The 1,323-nt window shown below is 68.0% G+C and carries 2 protein-coding genes; both read right to left on the bottom strand.

All coding sequences use genetic code 11. The annotated features are described in order from the left end of the window. Positions 1–12: 12 nt before the first annotated feature. Positions 13–912 carry an NEW3 domain-containing protein gene (locus ACFV9C_RS44775; RefSeq protein WP_380204279.1) on the bottom strand — a complete coding sequence of 300 codons (900 nt, stop codon included), beginning with the start codon at positions 910–912 and terminating at the stop codon, positions 13–15. Further along, positions 855–1,323, bottom strand: a 469-nt coding sequence (locus tag ACFV9C_RS44770) for an exo-alpha-sialidase (protein ID WP_380204277.1), incomplete at its 5' end; no start/stop codon positions are given. The genes ACFV9C_RS44775 and ACFV9C_RS44770, both read right to left, overlap by 58 nt.

Genomic DNA, 1,323 nt, shown 5'->3' with positions numbered 1-1,323 from the left:
CAGTTGTCCCGGTCATGAGGTGATGCGGATCGATTGGATGGTGCCGGTGTAGAGCCAGCGGTTCGTCAGGGCGCCTGGGGGTGTGACGTACGCGCGGTTGCCGCCGATGGTGAGGTTGGGCAAGCCGGTCGTCATGTCGTCGACGTCGCGGAAGAAGCGCTGGCCGGCGGTCTGGCCGACGACCTGGCCGTCGAGGATCAGGCTGCTGATTCCGTTGCTGCTGGCAAAGATCAGTTCGTGGTCCCGGCCGTCGGCGGCGTTCACCGAGGACTGGATCCGGAGCGGGTACGTCGACGACCCGGTACGGAACTCGACGTACGGCTGCCCGGAGTTCAGCGACACCACCAGATCGCGGACCTGGCTGATCGGATCGGCACTCGACAGCAACGTCGCCGCGGCGGCGGTCGCCGTCGTACGGAAGTTGATCGTGACCGCTCCGCCGGTCAGGTCCTTCACCGCACCGAACTGGTCCGACACGTCATGCAAGGCGGAGCCGTCGAAGGTGCGCGATGTGGTGTCCGCCCAGATCGTGTTCCCGCCGCGTACGACGATCTGGGTCGGGTTGGGCGTGGTGGACCGGCCCAGCGCTGTGGTGAAGAGCGCGCGCACCGGATAGGCGTTGGTCGCTGTACCGGCGGGCACTGTCAATGGAACGGAAACAGTCGTGCTCTCGTCAGGCCGCAGGTGCGGGACCGGGACGGTACCGGCGGTCCACCCGGCCGGGAGGTCGGACAGCGTGACGGCGCCGCTGAGGTCGCCGGCCTGCTGGCTCGTCACCTGCACCGAGACCGAGGTCGTCCTGCCGGCGGCCGCGTCCTGCGGCGCGGTGACGGTCAGCGGCGCGCAGACGCCGTTCAGCCAGTTCCGGTCGAACTTCGAGAACGTGATCCGCGTGTAGTCCTGCTCTCCCACAGCAGGCCGAAGCTCCCGTCGGGCAGCCGGGTGAGCGTCGAGTACGCCGCGAAGCCCGGCTCCACGACCTTGCGGATCGGCCAGGTCTGCCCGTTGTCACAGGACCGTTTGACGACCAGGTTGCTCCGGGACGACGTACTCTCGTTGTTGCTGAACAGCAACCAGCTCGCCTGCTGCGTTCCGGGCGCGGCATTCTCGTTGTACCGCAGGATCGAGCCGTTGTCGCCGGGGTCGATCAGGTTCGGGTCGGCGTGCAGGCCCTGCCAGCTCTCGCCGCCGTCGGACGAGTAGGCGACCAGGCGGTTCGGCCTCGCCCGGCTGTTCAGCATCAGCCGTCCGTCCTCGAGCTCGACGGACTTGTTCTCGTCGGTACCCGGGCCGGTCAGCGCACCCATGTGCCAACTGTCGCCG

It is taken from the genome of Kribbella sp. NPDC059898 (assembly GCF_042730855.1).
Taxonomy (GTDB): domain Bacteria; phylum Actinomycetota; class Actinomycetes; order Propionibacteriales; family Kribbellaceae; genus Kribbella.
The sequence above is the reverse complement of the archived record's forward strand: the minus strand, read 5'-3'. Positions and strand labels throughout refer to the sequence as shown.